17 protein-coding genes and 1 pseudogene are annotated in these 17,740 nt (G+C 60.3%); 13 read left to right on the top strand and 5 right to left on the bottom strand.

All coding sequences use genetic code 11. The features are described 5' to 3' along the window. Positions 1–171 precede the first annotated feature (171 nt). Positions 172–531, bottom strand: coding sequence for a hypothetical protein (locus tag HG264_RS12710; protein WP_169408022.1), 360 nt, complete (start codon positions 529–531; stop codon positions 172–174). Between the two features lie 124 nt (positions 532–655). Continuing rightward, a complete protein-coding gene (locus HG264_RS12705; protein ID WP_169408021.1) occupies positions 656–2,383 on the bottom strand; it encodes a potassium/proton antiporter in 1,728 nt (575 codons plus the stop codon). A gap of 184 nt (positions 2,384–2,567) precedes the next feature. On the opposite strand from HG264_RS12705, the gene HG264_RS12700 reads away from it, so the two are divergent. After that, positions 2,568–3,113: a glutathione peroxidase gene (locus tag HG264_RS12700; protein ID WP_169408020.1), complete on the top strand. Its 546-nt coding sequence runs from the start codon at positions 2,568–2,570 to the stop codon at positions 3,111–3,113. 15 nt (positions 3,114–3,128) lie between these two features. Here HG264_RS12700 and HG264_RS12695 read toward each other — a convergent pair whose 3' ends face one another. Together HG264_RS12695 and HG264_RS12690 are read right to left on the bottom strand one after the other, a co-directional pair. After that, the gene (locus HG264_RS12695; RefSeq protein WP_169408019.1) at positions 3,129–5,072 is read right to left on the bottom strand and encodes an FUSC family protein; all 1,944 of its coding nucleotides are present in this window, start codon (positions 5,070–5,072) and stop codon (positions 3,129–3,131) included. Beyond that, positions 5,069–5,485 (bottom strand): MarR family winged helix-turn-helix transcriptional regulator, encoded by a 417-nt coding sequence (locus tag HG264_RS12690; RefSeq protein WP_218572994.1) that lies wholly within the window; start codon positions 5,483–5,485, stop codon positions 5,069–5,071. Before HG264_RS12690 ends, HG264_RS12695 begins: the two co-directional genes overlap by 4 nt. Before the next feature lie 122 nt (positions 5,486–5,607). On the opposite strand from HG264_RS12690, the gene HG264_RS12685 reads away from it, so the two are divergent. From HG264_RS12685 to HG264_RS12650, 8 genes are all read left to right on the top strand, one after another. Continuing rightward, complete coding sequence (locus tag HG264_RS12685) at positions 5,608–6,228, top strand: cytochrome b (RefSeq protein WP_256663671.1); 621 nt, start codon at positions 5,608–5,610, stop codon at positions 6,226–6,228. A 108-nt stretch (positions 6,229–6,336) separates the two neighbouring features. Continuing rightward, the gene (locus HG264_RS12680) at positions 6,337–6,942 is read left to right on the top strand and encodes a paraquat-inducible protein A (protein ID WP_169408017.1); all 606 of its coding nucleotides are present in this window, start codon (positions 6,337–6,339) and stop codon (positions 6,940–6,942) included. Continuing rightward, complete coding sequence (locus tag HG264_RS12675; RefSeq protein WP_169408016.1) at positions 6,939–7,562, top strand: paraquat-inducible protein A; 624 nt, start codon at positions 6,939–6,941, stop codon at positions 7,560–7,562. The genes HG264_RS12680 and HG264_RS12675 overlap by 4 nt, the downstream gene beginning before the upstream one ends. Further along, complete coding sequence (locus tag HG264_RS12670; RefSeq protein ID WP_169408015.1) at positions 7,546–9,225, top strand: intermembrane transport protein PqiB; 1,680 nt, start codon at positions 7,546–7,548, stop codon at positions 9,223–9,225. The genes HG264_RS12675 and HG264_RS12670 overlap by 17 nt, the downstream gene beginning before the upstream one ends. Then, entirely contained in the window at positions 9,222–9,821 is a 600-nt protein-coding gene (locus tag HG264_RS12665; RefSeq protein WP_169408014.1) for a membrane integrity-associated transporter subunit PqiC, read from the top strand. Before HG264_RS12670 ends, HG264_RS12665 begins: the two co-directional genes overlap by 4 nt. A gap of 422 nt (positions 9,822–10,243) precedes the next feature. Next, the gene (locus HG264_RS12660; RefSeq protein ID WP_169408013.1) at positions 10,244–10,783 is read left to right on the top strand and encodes a type 1 glutamine amidotransferase domain-containing protein; all 540 of its coding nucleotides are present in this window, start codon (positions 10,244–10,246) and stop codon (positions 10,781–10,783) included. Positions 10,784–10,861: 78 nt separating this feature from the next. After that, positions 10,862–11,083, top strand: coding sequence for a heavy-metal-associated domain-containing protein (locus HG264_RS12655; RefSeq protein ID WP_169408012.1), 222 nt, complete (start codon positions 10,862–10,864; stop codon positions 11,081–11,083). A gap of 109 nt (positions 11,084–11,192) precedes the next feature. Beyond that, a complete protein-coding gene (locus HG264_RS12650) occupies positions 11,193–13,130 on the top strand; it encodes an alkaline phosphatase D family protein (RefSeq protein WP_169408011.1) in 1,938 nt (645 codons plus the stop codon). On the opposite strand, the gene HG264_RS12645 is transcribed toward HG264_RS12650, so the two are convergent. Further along, entirely contained in the window at positions 13,127–14,221 is a 1,095-nt protein-coding gene (locus HG264_RS12645; RefSeq protein ID WP_169408010.1) for a calcium/sodium antiporter, read from the bottom strand. The genes HG264_RS12650 and HG264_RS12645 overlap by 4 nt on opposite strands. A gap of 100 nt (positions 14,222–14,321) precedes the next feature. On the opposite strand from HG264_RS12645, the pseudogene HG264_RS18840 reads away from it, so the two are divergent. From HG264_RS18840 to HG264_RS12630, 4 genes and pseudogenes are all read left to right on the top strand, one after another. Continuing rightward, a pseudogene (locus HG264_RS18840) lies at positions 14,322–15,140 on the top strand (HAMP domain-containing protein); the annotation flags it as partial. Between the two features lie 102 nt (positions 15,141–15,242). After that, entirely contained in the window at positions 15,243–16,010 is a 768-nt protein-coding gene (locus HG264_RS18835) for a methyl-accepting chemotaxis protein (protein WP_372240240.1), read from the top strand. Between the two features lie 304 nt (positions 16,011–16,314). Next, positions 16,315–16,584: a hypothetical protein gene (locus HG264_RS12635; protein ID WP_169408008.1), complete on the top strand. Its 270-nt coding sequence runs from the start codon at positions 16,315–16,317 to the stop codon at positions 16,582–16,584. Between the two features lie 156 nt (positions 16,585–16,740). Next, positions 16,741–17,712, top strand: coding sequence for a phosphoribosyltransferase (locus HG264_RS12630; RefSeq protein ID WP_169408007.1), 972 nt, complete (start codon positions 16,741–16,743; stop codon positions 17,710–17,712). Positions 17,713–17,740 lie beyond the last annotated feature (28 nt).

The following is a 17,740-nucleotide window of genomic DNA, read 5'->3' as shown; positions in this document are numbered from 1 at the left end:
CTGGAGCGAATCAGCGCACGGGAGGTGCGCAGGCGTTATACAGGCAGTAGCTATTTAGAGGCTGCGCTCCGTGAACCATAAAAGTGCGCATCGCCGAACCACGTCACGAAATTGGTGCGCCGTTCTGGGGCTGCGGGTGGACGCGACCTAGCGCGCCCGGCAGGAGATAATTTAAAGGCGTTCGGGTAGTACGGGTCGCACCTGGCGCAGGGCATGGTTTACTACGGGTTCGAGCATGGCCATGACGGTGAGGTAGCCGGGGAGCGAATCGACCAGAATGAGATCGAAGTTGTCGCCATCGATGTTCACGTCGAACATCCAACGGGCACCGGCCATTTCCTCCTGTCCGCCTTTTTCCCAGCGGCGATACATGGTGTAGACATCCAGCACTTCGTCGTATTTGCCGAACCCCAGTCTGCCGAAAAACTCATCATTGGAATCGTCTTCGTCCTGCCAGTCTGCACCGACGATATGCTCGAGATCGTTGGCCACCCAGACCAGTTGGCCATGTTCCACCTTGTAAACTGCCATTCCCTTCCTCCACTGCGCACGATCAGGCGTAATATCGGAATGATATCACCCTGACAGGGTTGCGAGGGAAGCGCCGTCGATCGGGTTGACCAGTCAGGCTACAGGCTCCGGGCCCCTGGGCCGATCAGGGCTTGGCCTCGGTTTGCGCCGACATAACCAGCCCTACGGTGGCTATGCGAGCCCCGACCATATCTCTGATACAGAGGGTGATATTGCCGAGTTTTACGCAGGCGTCGTCTTCGGCTTCGATGGTGAGAGTGCTGCGCATCAATGCGTCGAGGCTCTGGCTGTCAGGTGCAGGTAGCTGGATGCCGTATGAGCGGCGGATATCCTCAACTGTCGTGGTGCCCTTCAGTTTCAACTCAGTGTGCGGCAGGTCATTGCTTACCGCCTCGACGTTCTGGGAAAAGATTGAGTCAACAAAAGGCCGCGCATCCGGGCGCAGCACGATAAACAGATGATCTCCGGCGAGCAGCGTGGTGGAGCCGCGTGGGGGGATAACATTGTTGTTGCGCGTGATCATTGCCACCACCGTGCCATCCGGCAATGCGGTCTGTGAAAGGCGTCGACCGGCGGCGCGCGATCCTTCGACCAAGGAGTATTTGACGATATCGGCGTCGACATCACCGATAGCGGTAATTTCGAGGGTGGCCGCGGGAATGGCTGGGGAATGTTCTGTCAGGCCGAGCTTGCGCGCCACCCAGGGGAGCGTTGAGCCTTGCACGGTGGCGGAAATAAGCACAACGAAGAACACGACGTTGAACAGCAGTTCCGCGCCGGGCAATTCATACATCAGCGGGAATATAGCGAGAATGATCGGCACCGACCCCCGCAGGCCGACCCAGGACACCAGCGTGATTTCACGGATGTTGAAGCGGAAAAGCTTGAGCAGGGGCACTACCGCCAGAGGCCGGGCAACGAAGATCAGCACCAGCGAGATCAGCAGCCCTTCCGCCCAGACATTCAGGAGCGAGGCCGGATCGACCAGCAGACCGAGCATGACGAACATGGTGATCTGGCTGAACCAAGCCAGTCCGTCATGGAACAGAAAGGTACTGCGCTGAAACACGAAGCGGCTATTGCCGACCACGACGCCGGCGACAAATATGGACAGAAAGCCACTGCCTTGCAGGTTCGCCGCCAGACCAAACGCCAGTAATCCGCATGCGGCAACCATGACCGGATACAGCCCTGAAGCGACCAGCTGGATACGGTTTATCACCTTTACAGACGCCCAGCCGACCCCTAAACCTACCGCGGCGCCTACGCCCATTTGCATGAAAAACATCTGCAGCAGGCCAGTGCCGGGCTCCATGCCATTAACCAGTATTTCAAGCAGGCCGACGGTCAGGAAGATGGCCATCGGGTCGTTCGATGCACTCTCGACTTCCAGCGTGTATTTCAGCCGGGGCTTGATATGGATGCCGGCGTTGCGTAACAGGGAGAACACCGCCGCGGCGTCGGTCGACCCAACAATGGCGCCGAGCAACATCCCTTTCAGCAGGGGCAAGTCAAGAATGTACGCAGCGGCTGTGCCGGTGATGACTGCCGTGACCAGTACGCCAAGGGTGGCGAGCAGGGAAGAGGGTTTCCAGACTGACTTGATGGAGCTTATCGGCGTCTGCAATCCGCCATCGAACAGAATCAACGCCAGGGCCAGCGTGCCTAGCGCGTGGGCCGCGGAGGGGCTGTCAAAGCTGACGCCGCCGATTCCGCGTTCCCCCGCCAGGATGCCCACCAATAGGAAGAGGACGAGAACCGGCAGGCCCAGCCGGGCTGAAATCTTGCTGGAGGCTATGCCGACCAGAATCAAAATGGCGGCAAGCAGAATGATTTGGTCGATTAGGAACATGAACTCAGTCTCGTCAAAGGGCCCAGATTATGCAAAAAAAACGAGGACCTGACGACAGCTGGGTCGCCAGGCCCGTATGGTGATGCAGCCAGCGTGAACTGGCCGCTTGCGCAGACAGGTGAAAACAGTAAAGTCGAATCCCTCTTCATTGGTTACAGCTACAGCTCTCAACAAGGAAAACAACATGGCATCAATTTACGATATCCCTCTGCAGTCCATCCGTGGCGAGCAGACCTCTCTTGCTCCCTACAAGGGCAAGGTGCTGCTGGTCGTCAACGTGGCATCCAAATGCGGTCTGACGCCTCAATACGAAGGGCTTGAAAAGCTGTATGAAAACCGCCGCGCCGAGGGTCTTGAGGTGCTGGGATTTCCGGCCAACAACTTCAAGGAGCAGGAGCCCGGCAGTGACGCAGAGATTCAGCAGTTCTGCAGCCTGACCTACAACGTTCAGTTCCCCTTGTTCAGCAAGATCTCGGTTGCCGGCCAGGACCGTCATCCGCTGTACAGCGAGCTGACCGAGGCGCTGCCACGTGCCACGGGCGAAGGCCCGATGCGTGACCGTCTCGCCGGCTTCGGCATTCAGACAAACGCCGAGCCCGAAGTGTTGTGGAATTTCGAAAAATTCGTGATTTCCCGGAACGGCGAGGTCGTTGCCCGTTTCGCTCCGGACGTAGCGCCTGATGACCCGCGCATCCAGGAGGTCATCGACGCCGAGCTCGCCAGAAAATAACCGGGGCGGACGCTATCAACCCGCTGGTTGGGGCGAACCGGTAGTGAAAAACGGCTGGTTCGCGCGCAGGCTATCGGCTGCCGCTTCCAGCTGTCCCGCACCGGGTAGCCCCCTTTCCCTCAAACTGATTGCCAGCTCCGCCAGCACGGCCGCGCCGCCCTGGGGGTCGGTATTCAAGTGTTTCAGCCGTTCCAGAGCCGCCTGCACCTCCCGCCTTTGCTCCGCATCCAACGCTCCATCTCGCAGCAATTGCTGCATGCTGATAAGCGCATTGCCGACGTCCATCACTGCATAACCGCCATGGGTCGCGCTGCGTGTTGGCTCGCCAACCTTGTTGGTCCAATGCACCAGCTTCATCGTCCGGTGATACAAGCGTGAGCGCCACAGGTGCTGCTTGCGCGCTGCATCGCTGTCGCCTGCCAGACCGCGTAATTCATCTATCATCATGCCCTTGAGCGTTGCGCGGCGGCGTTTGGCGTCGGTGGGGTAGATGAATCTGAAAGCGAGATACGCTATCAGCGGGCCTGCGACCACAGCCGTGGCGACGGCAGCCGAGCCGGGCAGGCTGGCAGTCATCGGATAGGCGGGTTGCAGCAGCAACAGCAAGACCATGGAGTAATCCATCGAACCCGTCATGGTGCGGTGGTGCGCGAAGGGTATGACGATGATCAGTATGAACGGCATCATCATCAGCACCATCTGCAGCTCCGAGCTGGCAAGCGGCCAGAGCACCCAGCGGCACACCAGAGAGGCGATCGCGCCAACGATCTGCCACAGCAGGATATGGCGCATGATCCATGCAGGGTTTTCCATGGTGGAAAACAGCGTGACCATGACCGAGGTGCCCAACAATACATAGGCGCCGATCGGCGAGCCGGACCAGACCCAGCCGATCCCGACGAGCAATAACAGAGCCGTGGTTCTGATCCAGGTTTCGCGCGCAGCCACCCAATCCCGATGCAGGATGAACTGCCGTTTCAGCCTGACCGTGTCGGTCTTGCCGGTACGTACAAAGTGATCCCGCTGCTGCAGTGCAGCTGTCAGGTGCTCCAGCATGCTGGCCAGGCGTGGCGTGTGAATGCTGAGCGCCTGGGCGCGCTTGAGTCTGTCGAGGATTACCGGAATCGGCGAGTCGGCCTCGATTTCAAGAGCCGCTTCGCGCAGCGCGCTGGCGATCGCCTCGCTGTGCTCGATCTGCGCTGGCGGGTGTTTGGTCCATAGCATGCCCGCGACGTTGGCCATCAGGATGGCGCGTAGCGAACGCGCGGAATGGTGCGAGCGCAGGGAGCCGGCACCGTGGGCTTCCAGGGTTTCTTCGATCGCGGCGATTTCGCTCAACAGGGCGCCCCGGCGGATCGCCGGAGCCGTCTGGCTCGGAGCTAGGCGTCGGGCAACATGGCGCAGCATCTCGGTTGTGACCCATCGTGCGCGCACCCGCAGTTCGTCTCCTTCCTGGCGGCGGCTGAACATCAGACCGACCACCAGCGCCACCACGACACCGGTCATGACTGTGAGCAAGCGGTCCTGACCCAGAACCAGAATCCCCACGGAGGGGTCGGCGGTATTAAGCAGCGCCACCATGGAAGCGGAATAACCGGACAGCAGTGTGCCGTAGGAGACCAGTCCGCTCACGGCATTGCCAGCGGCGGCGCAAAGCCCCACCCAGAGCACCAGCCCGAGCATGATGACCAGGTTATCGCCGCCGGCGAGATAGATAAGCAGAACGCCGAACGCCGTACCAACCAGCGTTCCCAGCGCGCGGAACAGGCTTTTTTCGATCAGCATGCCGCGCACGGGCTGGGATGCAGCCCATACGGTCATCGCTGACCATTGTGGATGCTCCAGGCCCATCAACCAGGCCACGAGCAAAGCCAGGCAGGCGCCCAGAGCGGTACGTCCGCCGAATTTCACGCGCTCGACATCGAAACCGTAATGCGCCAGTTGCGTGGCCAGTCTCACCGGGATGCCTCCCCGGGTCCGTCGAGCTTGCCGAGCCGTTCGCGGATCAAGGCCAGGGCATCCAGCATGGCGTCGATCTGGTCGTCAGTAAGATCAACCAGCATGTCCGATTCGATCTGCTGCAAATGACCACGTATCAAGTGAACGGCGTCCCGGCCTGCGGGCGTGAGGAACAGTCGTTTGGTACGCCGGTCATCGGCATCCGCGCGGCGTTCCACCTGTCCCTTGGCTTCCAATCGGTCGATCAGCCGGACCAGCGTCGAGCCATCAAGCCCCACCAATGCCGCGAGCTGTTTCTGGCTTAAGCCGTCACCCGCTTCGTCCATCCTGATCAGCGGTGCCCAGCTGGCGTCATTGATACCCGCCGCGGCGAGGCGGTGATCGAGCGCGCGGCGCCACAACCGGGCGGTCATGGCAAATTGCGAACCAAAGCGGAGTCTTGCTTGATGTGCTGGCATAGAAATTAGATGTGCCCCAAACTATTTGGTCTGCATGTTAAAGCCTGCAGCGCGTTTGAACAAGGCAGGCACGCCGGATGCGGCAAGCGGCTGGCCTGGCCAGCACCCGTCAGGGAGTGTCTATACTCGGCTTATCCGCGCCCGCTGCGGCCTGTTACCGACTGGAGCTCGATATGCTGCACGACACCACCACCCGCTACGGCAGCGTCACGCGCTGGTTTCACTGGTTGATGACGCTGCTGATCATCCAGCAGTTCTTCAAACTGACCGATCGGATAAACGAGGGCGAGCACTGGCTCGGAGACAACTTCGGGCCCTGGCATATTTCAATAGGCCTTGTGGTGCTGACACTGGTGATACTGCGTATCGCCTGGGTATTGAGTCAGCTCGGACATCGCCCGATACACCACGGGCCCACTGCACCCTTTGTCCGCCTGGGGCATTTTGCGTTGTACGTCATCATGCTGCTGATGCCAGTCACCGGCATCTGCTACATGCTGGGGAACGGCTACGGACTGACCCCATTCGGGATGGAACTCGTCGAACGTACCGACATCGAAACGCCGTGGTTGGCTACTATCGGTAATCTGCACTCGCCACTTGCGTGGCTGTTTCTCGGCATGCTGCTTGGGCACACTATCGCCGCGTTCTATCACCATTGGGCGTTGCGCGACGACACCATGAAAAGGATGTTGTAACTCACGATGCACGAGCGGGCCGTGTGCCTTTGAGTTAAAGTTCCGCTTTGGCCTGCACCGGTTAACCGTGGTTTGAGGCCACAGAATTACCGTCACTGCGGAAGCGGAATGCGCCCCCAATTAATCATATGTGAACACTGCGATTCGGTTTATCAACGTCCGAACCTGGCCCCCAAACAGACCGCGCACTGCCAGCGTTGCGGGGCGCTGCTCGAGCGCGGCCGGCATTTGACCACGGATCAGCTGCTGGCGCTTACGGTTGCTGCGGCGATCCTGTTCATGCTGGCCAATACCTTTCCGATCGTCGAGATAAGCATGCAGGGCCTGAGCAACGCAGCCACCCTGTGGGAAAGCGTCGAAGCCCTGGCCGAAGGGCGTATCACCATCATCGCCCTGGTTGCGGGCCTGAGCATCATTTTCGCCCCGGCCTTACAGATTATCCTGCTCGGCTGGGTGCTCTATTACGCCCGCAGCGGTCGCATAGCGCCGGGCTTTCGTACCTGCATGCGCGCGCTGGAACATTTGCGGCCCTGGAGCATGCTCGAGGTCTGTCTGCTGGGCATCCTGATCGCCATTATCAAACTGGCGGGCATGCTGGAGGTCCACGCCGGGCTCGGCCTGTGGGCAATGGCCATGCTCACGGTGCTGGTCATTCTCATCAGCGGCCGCGACGTGCGGGATCTGTGGAACGAGCTGCAGGTGCCGGTACGATGAGTTCGCCGCCCTTTGCCAGCGAGCTGGGCCTGCAGTTGTGCCACGATTGCGGCCAGGTATGCAGCGCGAACGCGACTGAATGCCCGCGCTGCGATGCGCTGTTGCATCACCGCAAGCCAGACAGTATCGCCCGAACCTGGGCGCTGTTGATTACGGCGCTTATCCTGTACGTCCCGGCCAATCTGCTGCCGGTGATGCATACCGACATGTTCGGTGGCGGCAGCGAGAACACCATTCTCAGCGGCGTTATCGAGTTCTGGCGGGACGGGGCCTGGGACATTGCCCTGCTCATCTTCATCGCCAGTGTGGTGGTGCCCTGCGCCAAGTTTCTGGTACTCGGCGTGCTGCTGGTGACGGTTCAGCGCCGCAGCCGCTGGGCCATGCGCGAGCGCGCCCGGCTGTATCGCTTTATTGAAACCATCGGCTACTGGTCGATGCTCGACGTTCTGGTCGTTGCGCTGGTGACCGCTCTGGTGCAGTTTCGCGCTCTGAGCAGCATCGAGCCCCGGCTGGGCATATTGTTCTTCGGTCTGGTTGTCGTCCTGACGATGATCGCCGCGATGACCTTCGATCCGCGACTGATATGGGATGCAGAGATAAACGATGACAGACACGCCTGAGCATGATGCCGCTGCGAGTGCCGGACACCCCGAAATAAGGCAGCGTCGGGTGCGTATTTCACTTATCTGGCTGGTGCCGATTGTCGCGGCGCTGGTCGGGCTTTCCATGGTGGTGCAAAGCTGGTTGTCGGCGGGGCCGCAGATCACCGTGAGCTTCGAAACAGCCGAAGGGCTGGAAGCCAACAAGACCGAAGTCCGATACAAGAATGTGGTGATCGGTCGCGTGAGCGCAATCAACCTGACCGAGGACCAGACCCGCGTAGTCGCGACCATTGAGCTGGACCAGGGTACCGAACCCTTCACGCGCGAGGATGCGCAATTCTGGGTAGTGCGACCGCGTATCGGTGCGAGCGGCGTCTCGGGCATTGGTACCTTGTTGTCAGGTGCCTACATAGGCGCTGATCCGGGGCAGGCAACCGAGACCCGCCGTGAATTTCTCGGGCTTGAAGCGCCGCCTGCGGTGACCTTCGGCGTTGAAGGCAAGCGTTTCACATTGCGTACCGGCGACCTGGGGTCACTCGGCATCGGTTCACCGTTGTATTTCCGCCGGATTCCGGTAGGTCAGGTGGTGTCCTACAGCTTGAGGGGCGATGGCAAGGGCGTCGAAGTACAGGTTTTTGTTAATGCACCCTACGATGAATTCGTCACTGACGATACGCGCTTCTGGAATGCCAGTGGCGTGGATGTGTCAGTGGCTGCCGACGGCCTGAAGGTCAACACCGAATCCTTGTCGGCGATCCTTGCCGGTGGCATTGCTTTTCGCGCGCCGAATTACAGTCCCAATGCGAGGCTGGCGGAAGAGGGCAGGGAATTCACGCTGTACGACAGCGTGCGACAGGCGATGGCGCCAAGCGATGGCCCGCCGCATTTCGTGCAGATGCGTTTTGACCAGACCCTGCGCGGGCTGAATGTCGATGCCCCGGTCGAATTCCTCGGTGTACCCATCGGTCAGGTGGTATCGGTGAAGCTCGACTATGACGAGCAAAGCCAGAGCTTTCCTGTCGTGGTGGGCGCAGTGGTTTATCCGAACCGCCTGGGCGACGCCTATGACAAGCTGCTGGAACGTTTTGGCCGCGATGCCGAGCAGGACACCGTTCGCTTGTTCCAGCTGCTGGTTGAGCGGGGCCTGCGCGCCCAGGCGAAAACCGGCAATCTGCTGACTGGACAGCTGTATATATCACTCGACTTCGACCGCAAGGCGGCGCCGGTGGTGTTCGATGTCAATGCCCGGCCGATGACCATCCCGACGATTGCCGGCAGCTTCGACAAGTTGCAGGACCAGCTTCAGGAGCTGGTCGACAAGCTCAGCAGGCTGCCGATCGAGTCGCTGGTAGACAATCTCGACGGCAGTCTCGGTGAGCTGCGCTCGACCCTCAAGCAGGTCAATGCCGACGTGCTGCCGCAGCTGCAGCGCACCCTCGAACAGTCCGAGCAGACATTGCAGAATGCCAACCAGGCCCTCGCACCCGACTCGCCACAGCGTCAGGAGCTGGGCGACACCCTCGAGGAAGTTCAGCGTGCGGTGCGCTCGGTACGGGTGCTATCGGATTATCTTGGCCGTCACCCTGAAGCCCTGCTGCGCGGCCGCAAGGACGGCGGCGCGCCAGCCAGCTTTGAAGGCGGCGCCACCTCGCGTGAACTCAACCCGGAGTCCCAGCCATGAAGCTGTTTTATCGCCTGTTGCTTTTAAGCGGTCTGTTTACGCTGGTGGGCTGCAGCGGCTCCCCGGTTCGCTATCACACGTTGATTCCTGTGCAGCCGCAGGCCAGTTCGCAGAGCGCAGCGCCTGCGGATTTTCAGTTGCAGGTCATGCCTGTGCGCATTCCGCTGCAGGTTGATCAGCCCAGTCTGGTGGTGCGGGAAAGCGACGGTCAGCTGTTGATTCTGGAAAGCGCGCTGTGGGCGTCCCCTCCGGCCGATGAATTCCACGACGCTCTGGCCTTCGAGCTGGAACAGCGCTTCGGCGTGCGCGACCTCGCCGGTCTGCCCGGCACCACGGGCCAGCCGATCCTGAGCGTGCGTGCCGATGTGCGCCGCTTCGATTCCTTGCCCGGCCGACATGCTGCGCTGGATGTGGTATGGAGTCTGGAGCTCAACACCCCGGATGACGAACGCCGTCGCCTGACCTGTGCCAGCGTGGTCGAACAGCCCGCCGGCGTTGAGGTGGAGAGCCTGGTGCGTGCGCACCAACAGGCGATCGCCGCGCTCGCTGATGATATGGCCGCAACGGCGCGTCGCTGGGAATGCCCCACGCGGTAGCCTGAACTCTCCTGTCTGGCGTGGTCAGTCTAGTTGAGGGGCCTGCTCCACGCGCCATGACCGCAACGGCCAGCTCGTCGTAGCTCAGCGTGCCGCCGGGTGTGTAACGCGCCCACAGAGTTGCGACTATTGTGTGCCCAGCCACCTCTGCACAGCGGATACCAGGAGCCGGGGCCGGGAACGTTTTGATGTGTAACCGCCAAAGCGACACACAGGCCGAGCCCTGTAACTGCCAGGGTGCCGGGGGATATCCCGTTCAGCGATGTCTTCCAGCCCGGGTAATGCCATAGGCCACCTCAATTGTTGCCCGTCTCCAATAGGACCCATCAACCGGGCTGAGGATCCCGGCAGGATGGCCGGCGTGAAACTTTCCCGGTGCGCCCTGTCGTAACAGGAACACTGTTTCTTGATTGGAGGCTGCAATGAGCAATTCCCTGAACGGCAAACGCGTCGCCCTGCTGGTCACTGACGGCTTCGAACAGGTTGAGCTGACCGGTCCCAAACAGGCGCTGGAGGATGCCGGCGCGACCACCGAGATCCTGTCGAACAAGAGCGGCAAGGTAAAAGGCTGGAATCACACCGATCCGGCGGATGACTTCGAGGTGGACAAGACCTTCGATGAGGCGAAAATTGAAGACTACGACGCCATCGTGCTCCCCGGCGGCGTGGTCAATGGCGACAATATCCGCATGGAAGAAGCAGCCAAACTGCTGGTCAGCGGCGCCGCCGGAGCTGACAAGGTTATCGCGGTAATCTGCCACGGCGGCTGGATTCTGGCGTCGACCGATCTGGTGCGCGGCAAGACCATGACCAGCTGGCCTTCGCTGGCGGATGATCTGCGCAACGCCGGCGCTGACTGGGTCGACCAGGAAGTCGCAGTGGATGGCAAGCTGATCAGTAGCCGCAAGCCTGACGATCTGGATGCTTTCAACAAGGCGCTTGTGTCCGCTCTGGGCGGTTAGGGCGGTTGAGTTGCTTGACCTTGACGTGGTGTTAACCCGGATGATCTGCCGATTGCCGGCGTGATTGAGGAGCAAGCTATGAGCAAGGTGTTTCTACAAGTTGAAGGCATGAGCTGTGGTTCCTGCGTTAAGCATGTCACCAAGGCATTGAACGAGGTGCCCGGCGTGGATGATGTTGCGGTGGATCTTGACGCAGGGCGCGCGACCGTCGAAGGCAGCGCTGATGCATCAGCGCTGACGGAGGCCCTCAAGGATGCCGGATACCCCGCTACGGTGGATGATTCGGTCAGGCCCGCTTGAGGTCTGGTTCAGACAGGTGTTCAGCGCGCAATGCCAACCTCGGCTGCCCCGCGTGGCCGGTTGGCAGACCTGCCTGGAACTCCCTCCGCAGCGCTAACTCTTAGGCTGCATGTCCGATACCGCGAACGTCGCTTTGCCTACCTTTCTGACCGGCCCTCTGTTGCGCCGGCTCGCTCCAGAGCGGCTGCTGATTTGGCTGGTGGCCACGCGGCCGCTTGATCTGGAACTGCTGCTGCAACCGGCAGGAGGCGCAGAGCGCGCTGTCACGCTTGATGGACCCCGGTGCCGCAGGATTCCGATTGGCCGCCACGCCTGGATCCATCTGCTGGATGTGGCAATGGAGCCGCCATTGCCAGTCGATACGGAGATTGAGTACGACCTGTCGTGGGGTGAGGGCGACGCGCCGCTGCGTTTATCTACGGCTTTGCCTTACCTTTGCCACCCCGGACGCAAACGGCCTGCGTTCGTTATCGCCTCCAGCAATCGCAATCTGCTGCACGGCTCCTGCCGCAAGCCCCATTTTGATGGGCTGGATGGACTGGTACGTGCTGATGAGTGGCTGGCGGAGCGCCTGGACCAACCGGAGCAACGCCCCGCCTGGCTGATCATGACCGGCGACCAGGTGTATGCCGACGATGTTGCTGGCCCGATGCTGGTGGTTATCCACCAGTTGATTCGGCGTCTCGGACTGTTTGATGAAGCACTTGAAGGTGCCACGGTGCCCGACAGTCAGACGCTCTATGCCGCCGAGCAGGGCTATTACCAACGTGAAGAACTGCTACCCGACGTGGCGTCGAGCGCGGCGGTGCGGCGTCGTTTCTTCGGTGGAGCCAGAAAGCCGGTCTTTACTTCGGCCCACGCACACAACCATCTGATTACCTTTGCCGAGACCATGGCCATGTATTTGCTGGTGTGGTCGCCGGAGCCGTGGAAGTTGGTCAATGTGGTCGAACCGTCGTTGTCTGCCGAGCACCGTGAAACCTTTGCCCGTGAGCGAAAGATCCTGCAGCGATTCACCGCCGGGTTACCCCGTGTGGCGCGGTTGTTGGCACATCAGCCTTCGCTGATGATCTTCGATGACCACGACGTGACCGATGACTGGAACCTCTCCGCCGAGTGGGAAAGCACTGCCTATGGACATCCGCTGTCAAAGCGCATCATTGGCAATGCCCTGCTGGCTTATCTGTTGTGTCAGGCCTGGGGAAACGCGCCTGACAAGGTGGCTGATGCCATTGACCGCGCCGATGCGCTGCTGAGCAACCTGAGCCGGGAAGGCCATCTGGATGCGCAGGAGCAGGACGCCTGCATCGACTGGTTGTTGAAATATCAGGGCTGGGAATACCAGGTCCCAGGCACGCCGCATCTGCTGGTGCTGGATACCCGTACCCGGCGCTGGCGCAGTGAGCGCAGCCCGGGCCGGCCCTCAGGGCTGATGGACTGGGAGGCCTTGACCGAAATGCAGCAGGCATTGCTGGATAAACCGAGCGTAGTGGTGGTCTCGCCGGCGCCGATGTTCGGGGTCAAGCTGATCGAGATCATTCAGAAGCTGTTTACCCTGGCTGGCAAGCCGCTATTGGTGGATGCGGAAAACTGGATGGCCCATCGGGGCGCGGCGCAGGTGATGCTCAACATCTTTCGCCATTCCCGCACCCCGGGCAACTACGTGGTGTTATCCGGGGACGTTCATTATTCCTACGTGTACGACATTCGGATCCGCCATCGCCGGCAGGGTCCGCATATCTGGCAGATCACCAGCAGCGGATTGAAAAACGCGTTTCCGGATACGCTGCTCGATTGGCTGGACCGGCTTAACCGCTGGTTGTACGCACCCTGGTCGCCGCTGAACTGGCTGACCAAACGTCGACGCATGCGCATCATGCCGCGCGATCCCGAAGGCGCCAAAGCCGGCGAGCGCCTCTGGAATGGTACGGGCGTCGGCCTGGTGAAGCTGGACGCCCAGGGCCGCCCGGCAGAAATCCGCCAGCTTGATGCGCGCGGCCCCGAGGTTCTGTTTCCAGCCGCCCGGACGCCCGACGACACGCCTTAGCGAGCGGTTTTCTGCAGCTGCCATGCCCGACCGCCGACGACGATCAGCGTTACAGCCGTGAGCGGCAATACGTAACCGAGCATGGCGTCAGCGAATACCTCGGCGACCGGACGCCCGGCTGAAAATACCACCAGGTAAAAGGTATAGGCGGCGTAATACGCGAGGAACAGCAGGCCTTCCCAGCGGTTGATGCGGTAGCCGGAGAAAAAGATCGGCAGGCAGGCCACAGCGACTGCAATCATGACTGGGAAGTCGAACATCAGGGCGTTCGCCGCCACCAGAATCGGCTCAGGCGACACCAGAGCGGCCAGCCCGAGCACGCAGAGCAGGTTGAAGATATTGCTGCCGACAATATTGCCCACCGCAATGTCCCGTTCGCCGCGAATGACCGCCAGCACCGAGGTCGCTAGCTCCGGCAGGGAGGTGCCGATCGCCACTACCGTGAGGCCGATAACCAGTTCCGACAGCCCCAGCGCCCGTGCCAGGCTGACCGCACCGGTCACCAGAAAATTCGATCCTGTCACCAGCAATACCAGACCGACCACAACCAGTGCCAGGTTGATCAGCCAGGCGTAGGGCTTGGGTGCTTCCTGCAGGCCATATTCCCTGGCGAACTCGTCATCCGCTGCGTTTTGTTTCTGGCGACGGCTGCTGATTATCAGGAAGGCGGTATAGCCAATAATGCAGGCGAACAGTAGCGCTCCGTCGAGTGTGCTCAGCGCGCCATCCCATCCCAGCGCCAGAGCCAGCAGGCTGGCGCCGATCATGATGGGCACATCCAGCCGGATCAGCTGGCGCGACACGATCAGCGGGGCGATCAGCGCTGTCACGCCGAGGATAAACAGCACGTTGGCTATGTTACTGCCGACCACGTTACCGATTGCCAGATCGCCGCTGCCATCCAGCGCGGCCTGCACGCTGACCGCGGTTTCCGGCGCACTGGTGCCAAAGGCAACCACCGTAAGGCCCACAATCAGTGGAGGAATGCCGAACTGCGCAGCCAGCTTGGCCGCCCCCTTGACCAGTATCTCTGCACCTGCAACAAGCAGGATCAAACCGGCGATCAGATATCCGAACGTCATGAGGGTCATTGCAAGGGCTCCAGTGATTGTGCCGCCAGTATAGTGAGGCCCCCTGCGCAGCGTAAGCGGGCCAATAGGCTTTTGGCATTTTTAGTTTTTAACCGGTTGGATGGCTCAAGTTCGGCGCTTTGCGGCCGAAATACGTTTTACACTCTGCCCCGTAGACTTCCTGATCATGGCTATCTCCTCTTCGCTTCGAACTCAAACCCTGGTGCTGCTGGTCGGAAGCCTGACGCTGATGGTTCTGGTGGCGCTCACCAGCCTCAGCACATTATCGAATGGGGTGAGCAGCTATCGCTCCCTGGTGGAAGGACCATTGCAAGCGTCGAGTCTGGTGAATGAAGCGAATCTGGCCTTCAAGAGCCAGGTGCAGGAATGGAAGAACGTGCTGCTGCGCGGCGGCAACGTTCAGGATATGGAACGCTACTGGGCGCAGTTTGAAAGGGAAGAGCAGCGCGTTCAGGCATTGCTGACCGACATCGCGGCGCTGGATATTCAGACCCACGCACGCCAGCAGGTCGAGCAATTGCGTGCCGAGCATCAACGGCTCCGCGACGCATACCGGGTCGGCCTCCAGGCGTACCGCGATGGTGGCTTCGATCCGCTGGATGGCGACCGTAACGTACGGGGTATCGACCGGGCGACCAGCGATCAGATGGCTGCACTGGTTGATACCATTGAATCCTATGCCATCGAGCAGGGCCAGATCATCGGAGAGAAGGCGAGCCGTGCCATCTGGATCGGCGTTGCTCTGTTGCTCGGTTCGTCGGTGCTGATCTGCGTGCTCAGCGTCTGGCTGGTCAATCAGCGTCTGGTCGGCCCTATCACAGGCTTGATCAGCCAGATCGAACAGCTCGCCGGCGGCCGTATCGGCTCGCCGATCAGAACCGACCGCAGCGATGAACTGGGTACGCTGGCGCGAGCGGCAAACCAGCTGCGCGATTTCCTCGCCGATACATTCAGCAAGCTTGAACACAGCACCGGTGAGCTGGACCAGGCCAGCGGCGAACTCAACACCGTAGCGACGCGCATGACCGATGGCGCCCGTGAGCAGTTCTCCCGTACCGATCAGGTTGCCGCCGCCATGCAGGAGATGTCAGCGACAGCCGCCGAAGTGGCGCGGCATGCCGCAGATGCAGCAAGCGCCGCTGACCAGGCCGACCAGCACACCCGCCAGGGCGAGCAGGATATGAGCCAGACCGTCTCGACCATGCAGTCCATGCTCGATGAAATTTCCCGGACGGCCGAAATCATCAGCCAGCTTGAGGGTGATAGCCAGCGGATTGGCAAGGTGCTTGAGGTTATCCAGGGCATCGCTGCGCAAACCAACCTGTTGGCACTGAACGCGGCAATTGAAGCGGCGCGAGCCGGTGAAGCCGGACGCGGTTTTGCTGTGGTGGCAGATGAGGTGCGTACTCTGGCGCAGCGCACCAGCGCGTCGACAGCGGAAATACAGCAAATCATCGATAACGTCCGTGACGGAGCGGAGCATGCTGCGCGAGCCATAGAAGGCGGGCAGACAAGTAGTCAGACCGGTATGCGTCAGGTCAACCTGATGGGCGAGCGCTTGCGGCAGGTGACCCTGTCGGTCGAAGCGATACGCGACATGAATCGCCAGATCGCTACCGCCGCCGAAGAGCAGACCAGCGTCTCCGAGGATATTTCACGCAACATCACCGAAATAAGTGAAATCGCCGCGAACAACCAGCGCGACGTCGAGCGCACTGCCAGCGCGAGCGCCCGGTTGCACGACATGTCCAACCAGCTGAGCGAATTGACCAGACGTTTGTCTGTTTGATGGGTTGCACAGCCAGCCAAAGGCACCGAATGGCTAAATAGCTGTCAAGATAAGTACGCCCCCGCTGATTTGCTGATGGGCGCGTCACCCAGGAACGGATTTAGTTCCCCGGAGGGCGGATAAACTTTGCACTTTGCACGATATCGAAACGCCACATCATGCACCCTGCATGGTGGCCAGGTTGCGCTGAATTTATAACCCATTGTTTTATAAAGGGTTACCCAAAAGTGTGAACTGGCACAGGACTTGCGATATTCCCCAAACGCGTTAGAGCTCTTTTAGCCAATGCTTTGGGGAGATGCACATGAGTCTTGAATTCCTACAACGAGCACCTCTGGTTCTGGCCGTTGTGGCACTTGCCACGGTGGCTGGCCCGCAATCCTCCTCCCACAACACCATTCCGCCTGCCCCCGCATGGGAGCGCTCGGCCGGTTTGCAGTTTGAATCGGTCAACTTCGAGAATGCCCCGGCGCAACAGCTTTCGACTACACAGAGCGCCGCCAAGCCAGCGACTCTTCCGTTTGTCGCGCAGAGTGAGAACGACGCCGCAAGCACTCAACGCTGGGTATTCTAGACTGACAAGCACGGCGAGTCGTGACGGGCAGCCGATCACGCTGCTGGCTGGCTAGCAGTCGCATCGAGCCGGACAAAGGCGGTGCACTAGGACAGGAACTGAACAGCCGCTGGCGTAGCAGCGGAAATAATAAAACCGTTAGGCTGAGGAGCAGCTATGAATTACCGAAGTGTCAGTGATCTGTCGACACTCACCAACCGATTCGCCAGCAAGGTACCCACTGATGTTGATCTGGTTGTGGGGATTCCTCGAAGCGGAATGCTGGTCGCCAGCATCGTCGCGTTGAAACTCAACCTGCCGTTAACCGATCTGTACTCCTTCGAACGCAACGACGAGTTGAAGAAGGGGCATACCCGCACCTACAAGCATGAGGCGCTGCGTCTGCCGCAGCAGGCCCGTAAAATTCTTCTGGTGGATGACAGTATCGCCTCTGGCGGCTCCATGCGAGAAGCCCGCGACAAGGTAAGCAAGGTGTTTGCCGGCGAGGTGGTAACCATGGTTGCCTTCGCCCAGCGCAACAATGCAGAAGCGGTGGATATCTTCCTCGAAACGGTAGAGCAGCCACGTGTATTTGAATGGAACATCATGCACCATGCGCTGATCAGCCATTCATGCCTGGATATTGATGGCGTGCTGTGCGTCGATCCGACGCGCTCGCAGAACGATGACGGTGAAAATTATCTCGGGTTCCTTGAGCACGCCCAGCCGCTGTTCATTCCCTCGATTGAAGTGAAGCATCTGGTTACCAGTCGTCTTGAAAAGTACCGGGCGGAAACCGAGGCCTGGCTCGAGCGTCATGGGGTCCGTTATCAGCAGTTGCATATGCTGGATCTGCCCAGCGCCGCTGAACGACGGCGCCTGGATATGCACAAGCAGTTCAAGGCTGACATCTACCGTGGCGACCCGCATGCAGTACTGTTTATCGAAAACGAGGAACGCCAGGCGTGGGAGATCATGCGACTTACCGGCAAGCCGGTGTTTTGCCTGGAGACAAACGAGATGTATGCACCAGGTGCCAGCCTATCGAGTCTCAAGGCCCAGACTGTCCGTAAAAGCCTGTCGTTCCGCGACAAGGTCATGGGCAGGATCAAGCGTTTCATGACTCGCCACTTGCAGTTGACGCCCTGAGGCAGCCTCTCACCCACACCGGGCCGGG

The sequence above is a fragment of the Pseudomonas sp. gcc21 genome, from assembly GCF_012844345.1.
Classification (GTDB): Bacteria; Pseudomonadota; Gammaproteobacteria; order Pseudomonadales; family Pseudomonadaceae; genus Halopseudomonas.
The sequence above is the reverse complement of the archived record's forward strand: the minus strand, read 5'-3'. Positions and strand labels throughout refer to the sequence as shown.

Excerpts from the sequence above, each read along its gene's own strand:
- HG264_RS12635 (WP_169408008.1), top strand. The coding sequence starts at position 16,315 with ATGAGTCTTGAATTCCTACAACGAGCACCTCTGGTTCTGGCCGTTGTG.
- HG264_RS12630 (WP_169408007.1), top strand. The coding sequence starts at position 16,741 with ATGAATTACCGAAGTGTCAGTGATCTGTCGACACTCACCAACCGATTC.
- HG264_RS12685 (WP_256663671.1), top strand. The coding sequence starts at position 5,608 with ATGCGGCAAGCGGCTGGCCTGGCCAGCACCCGTCAGGGAGTGTCTATA.
- HG264_RS12655 (WP_169408012.1), top strand. The coding sequence starts at position 10,862 with ATGAGCAAGGTGTTTCTACAAGTTGAAGGCATGAGCTGTGGTTCCTGC.
- HG264_RS12705 (WP_169408021.1), bottom strand. The coding sequence starts at position 2,383 with ATGTTCCTAATCGACCAAATCATTCTGCTTGCCGCCATTTTGATTCTG.
- HG264_RS12675 (WP_169408016.1), top strand. The coding sequence starts at position 6,939 with ATGAGTTCGCCGCCCTTTGCCAGCGAGCTGGGCCTGCAGTTGTGCCAC.
- HG264_RS12650 (WP_169408011.1), top strand. The coding sequence starts at position 11,193 with ATGTCCGATACCGCGAACGTCGCTTTGCCTACCTTTCTGACCGGCCCT.
- HG264_RS12660 (WP_169408013.1), top strand. The coding sequence starts at position 10,244 with ATGAGCAATTCCCTGAACGGCAAACGCGTCGCCCTGCTGGTCACTGAC.
- HG264_RS12645 (WP_169408010.1), bottom strand. The coding sequence starts at position 14,221 with ATGACCCTCATGACGTTCGGATATCTGATCGCCGGTTTGATCCTGCTT.
- HG264_RS12665 (WP_169408014.1), top strand. The coding sequence starts at position 9,222 with ATGAAGCTGTTTTATCGCCTGTTGCTTTTAAGCGGTCTGTTTACGCTG.
- HG264_RS18835 (WP_372240240.1), top strand. The coding sequence starts at position 15,243 with ATGACCGATGGCGCCCGTGAGCAGTTCTCCCGTACCGATCAGGTTGCC.
- HG264_RS12680 (WP_169408017.1), top strand. The coding sequence starts at position 6,337 with ATGCGCCCCCAATTAATCATATGTGAACACTGCGATTCGGTTTATCAA.
- HG264_RS12670 (WP_169408015.1), top strand. The coding sequence starts at position 7,546 with ATGACAGACACGCCTGAGCATGATGCCGCTGCGAGTGCCGGACACCCC.
- HG264_RS12690 (WP_218572994.1), bottom strand. The coding sequence starts at position 5,485 with ATGACCGCCCGGTTGTGGCGCCGCGCGCTCGATCACCGCCTCGCCGCG.
- HG264_RS12710 (WP_169408022.1), bottom strand. The coding sequence starts at position 531 with ATGGCAGTTTACAAGGTGGAACATGGCCAACTGGTCTGGGTGGCCAAC.
- HG264_RS12700 (WP_169408020.1), top strand. The coding sequence starts at position 2,568 with ATGGCATCAATTTACGATATCCCTCTGCAGTCCATCCGTGGCGAGCAG.